The following is a 3,789-nucleotide window of genomic DNA, read 5'->3' on the forward strand; positions in this document are numbered from 1 at the left end:
CCCCGAACGTGGCCCCCGCCTCCCCGCCCAGCCGCGACGTGCAGAACGCGTCCGCCACCTCCGGCGGGGCGAAGCGGACCAGCAGCGAACCTTGCAGGACCAGCGCGAACCGTTCGGCCAGGCGCCGGGCCCGCGCCTCCACGCCGGCCAGGTCCGCGAGTTCCGTCAGCAGGTCCTTGATCGCCGCGTCGAGGCGGTGATCGGCGCCCCGCGCCAACCCCACCTCCCTGAGGTACGCGTCCAGCGCGGCCGGTTCCCGCTGGAGCGCCCGCAGCACGTCCAGCGCCTGGATGTTCCCGGCCCCCTCCCAGACCGAGTTCAGCGGCGACTCCCGTACCAGCCGGGGCATCCCCGACTCCTCGACGTACCCGTTGCCGCCCAGGCACTCCGCGGCCTCGACGACGACCGGCGGACACCGCTTCGTCACCCAGTACTTGGCGGCCGGGACGGCGATCCGCAGCAGCGCGAGCTCGCGCTCGCCCCCGTCGTCGTACGCGGCGGCGAGCCGCATCCCGAGGACGGTCGCCGCCTCCGACTCCAGCGCGAGATCGGCGAGGACGCCCCGCATGAGCGGCTTGTCGAGCAGCTTCGAGCCGAACGCCTCGCGGTGCGCGCAGTGGTGGACGGCCTGCGCGACGGCCTGCCGCATCAGCCCGGCGGACCCCAGCACGCAGTCGAGCCGGGTCGCCGCGACCATGTCCACGATCGTGCGCACCCCGCGCCCCTCCTCGCCGACCCGCCGCGCCCACGTCCCGTCGAACTCCACCTCAGCCGACGCGTTGGACCGGTTGCCCAGCTTGTCCTTGAGGCGTTGCAGCAGGAACCGGTTGCGGGAACCGTCCGCCAGCACCCGGGGGACCAGGAAACACGTCAGCCCGCCCGGTGCCCGCGCCAGCACCAGGAACCCGTCCGACATCGGCGCCGAACAGAACCACTTGTGCCCGGTCAGCTCGTACGCGCCCGTTTCAGCAAGCGGTTGTGCAACGGACGTGATCGCCCGGACGTCGCTCCCGCCCTGCTTCTCCGTCATCCCCATCCCCAGCAGCGCACCCCCCTTCTCGCCGACCGGCCGCAGGTCCCGCTCGTACAGCGAGGAGGCGAGCAACGGCTCCCACTCGGCGGCCAGTTCGGGTTCCGTCCGCAGCACCGGCACCGCCGCGTGCGTCATCGACAGCGGACAGCACGTCCCCGCGTCGGCCTGCGACCACACCAGGAACCCGGCGGCCCGCCGCACCTGCCCGCCCGGCCGCGACCAGGCCGCCCCCGTCAGCTCGGCGCCGACCCCCTTGCCCAGCAGCCGGTGCCACGCCGGATGGAAGTCGACCTCGTCGACCCGGTGCCCGTACCGGTCGTGCGTCCGCAGCCGGGGCGGATTCCCGTCCGCCTGTTCGGCCCACTCGCGCACCTGTACGGAACCGGCCGACCTCCCCAGTTCCGCCAGCGACGAGTGTGCCTCGTCACGCAGCTCAGGGGCCAGATGCCGGTCCACCGCGTCCACCAGGACCCGGTCGGTGCCGTACACGTCGTACGCGGCAAGGGGAGGAGGCTGATTGGTCACGGTGTGGGTGGTGCCTGCCATAGCGCGCAACCTATCCCCTCCCCGGGCGTCACGTGCGCCGACGCCGTGGCACCGGGGATGAGCGCGGCCTCCCGTGGCGGATACCTTTAGGGCGTGCAGCCAGCAAGTCAGTCACCCCCGCACCACGCGGCACCGAGCCGTTTCCACCGGGCGCGCGCCCTCTACCGCGACGTGTCCATGCGCAGGACCACCTGGCTGCTGCTCAAGGACACCGTCAACTCCTGCGTGGAGTACCGGATCCTGGGACTTGCGGCAGAAGCCGCTTTCTTCACGTTGCTGTCCGTGCCGCCGCTGCTCCTCAGCCTCATCGGGCTGCTCGGGTACGTCGACGACTGGACCGGCACCGACACGATCACCAGCCTGGAGGCCAACATCCTGGACGCCTCCCGGACGGTCCTGTCCGACAAGGGTGTCCAGCAGCTCGCCCAGCCGATCCTCGACGACGTCATGAAGGGCGGCCGGCCCGACATCATCTCGATAGGGTTCCTGTTCGCCCTGTGGTCCGGCTCGCGCGCGGTGAACGTCTTCATCGACACGATCACCGTCATGTACGGCCTCGACGGGGTGCGCGGCATCGTCAAGACACGGCTCGTCGCCTTCGCCCTGTTCATCGTCGCCCTCGTCATCGGGGCGGTCGCGCTGCCGCTGATGGTCGCCGGGCCCGACGCCGTCGTACGGATCGTGCCCTGGTCGGCGACGCTCGTGCAGCTCCTGTACTGGCCGGTCGTGATCCTGCTGTCGATCGCCTTCCTGACCACGCTGTACCACGTGTCCGTGCCGGTGCGCTCGCCCTGGATCGAGGACGTGCCCGGCGCGCTCGTCGCCCTCGCGATGTGGGTGTTCGGCAGCTTCCTGCTGCGCATCTACCTCCAGAGCACCATCGAGGGCGCCACCATCTACGGCTCGCTCGCCGCCGCCGTCGCCGTCATGCTGTGGATCGGCGTCGCCGCGTTCGCCGTGCTCGTCGGGGCCGCCGTCAACGCCGCGATCGACCGCGTCTGGCCCGCCGCCGCGACCGCCGCCGCCCGCGCCGCCAACGAGCGGCTGCGCAAGGAGGAGGTCGTCGAGTACGTCGCCCGGATGTCCGCCGCGCAGGGGCGCGAGGACCCCGACGACCCCGACATGCCCTCCGAGTTCCCCGAACGCTGGTCCCGCTTCCTCCCCCACGAGAACGTCACGGCTCGCCTGCGGACCCACGCGAAGACGGTGGCGAAGGCGCAGGAGGAGCAGCGGCGGGAGAAGTGAGGGAGGCTGCGGGAGCGGTGAGGGGGGTTGTGGGAGCGGTGAGGGAGGCCGCGGGAGGGGAGGTTGTGGGAGCGGTTTCTGTCCGTTGCTGTGCCTGCTGGCGCTACGCCTTCCAGGCGCCCTCCGCCGCCGCCTCCTGGGCGTACTCCGCGAAGTCGCGCGGGGCGCGGCCCAGGACCTCGTGGACGTCGTCCGTCGACAGGAACGCGTTGTGGCCGTCGAGCAGCGACGCGAACGTCTCGGTGAGGAAGGCGACCTCGCCGGGCGGCAGGCCGAACGACGCCAGGACCTCGGCGTACTGCTCCGAAGTGACCGCCGTGTACGTCAACTCCCGGCCCGACGCCCGCGCGATCTCGGCGACCGCCTCGCGGAACGTCATCAGGCGCGGGCCCGACAGGTCCAGCGCGCGGCCGACGTACGTCTCGCCCTCGGTGACCGTCTTCGCGACGACCTCCGCGAGGTCCGCCAGGTCCAGGAACGGCTCGGTCACCTCGTCCGCCGGGAACACCAGGTCGCCGGTGATCCGCAGGCCGTCCGCCATCGGGCCCTCGCTGAAGTTCTGGTCGAACCAGGAGGCCCGGACGATCGTCCAGTCCGCGCCGGAGGAGGTCAGCGCATCCTCGGCGGCCCGCGCGGAGTGCTCGCCGCGGCCCGAGAGCAGGACGAGGCGGCGGACGCCGAGGGCCACGGCCTGACCGGCCAGCGCGCCGACCGCCTCGCCCGCGCCGGGGGCGCCGATGTCCGGCGGGTACACCAGGTACGCCGCGTCGGCGCCGCGCAGCGTGTCCGCCCAGGTCGCGGGGTCGGTCCAGGAGAAGCCCTGGGCACGGGAGGCGGGGCGCACCTTCAGGCCGGCGGCCTGCGCGGCCCGCGCGACGCGGCTGCCGGTACGACCGGTCACGCCGGTCACCACGAGGGTCGTGTCTGTGTTCGTCATGGGTCCAGTCAAGCGGGGGGTGGGGGGC

3 protein-coding genes are annotated in these 3,789 nt (G+C 72.6%); 1 reads left to right on the plus strand and 2 read right to left on the minus strand.

What is annotated here, in order from left to right:
* A partial coding sequence (locus AOK24_RS21540; RefSeq protein WP_055721702.1) for an acyl-CoA dehydrogenase family protein occupies window positions 1–1,579 on the minus strand: 1,579 nt, incomplete at its 3' end.
* 93 nt (window positions 1,580–1,672) lie between these two features.
* On the opposite strand from AOK24_RS21540, the gene AOK24_RS21545 reads away from it, so the two are divergent.
* Complete coding sequence (locus AOK24_RS21545) at window positions 1,673–2,824, plus strand: YihY/virulence factor BrkB family protein (RefSeq protein ID WP_055721703.1); 1,152 nt, start codon at window positions 1,673–1,675, stop codon at window positions 2,822–2,824.
* A 103-nt stretch (window positions 2,825–2,927) separates the two neighbouring features.
* Here the strand turns inward: AOK24_RS21545 and AOK24_RS21550 are convergent, their stop codons facing one another.
* Window positions 2,928–3,761, minus strand: coding sequence for an SDR family oxidoreductase (locus AOK24_RS21550; protein WP_055721704.1), 834 nt, complete (start codon window positions 3,759–3,761; stop codon window positions 2,928–2,930).
* Window positions 3,762–3,789: the final 28 nt, after the last annotated feature.

This window comes from Streptomyces niveiscabiei (assembly GCF_001419795.1).
GTDB lineage: Bacteria > Actinomycetota > Actinomycetes > Streptomycetales > Streptomycetaceae > Streptomyces > Streptomyces niveiscabiei.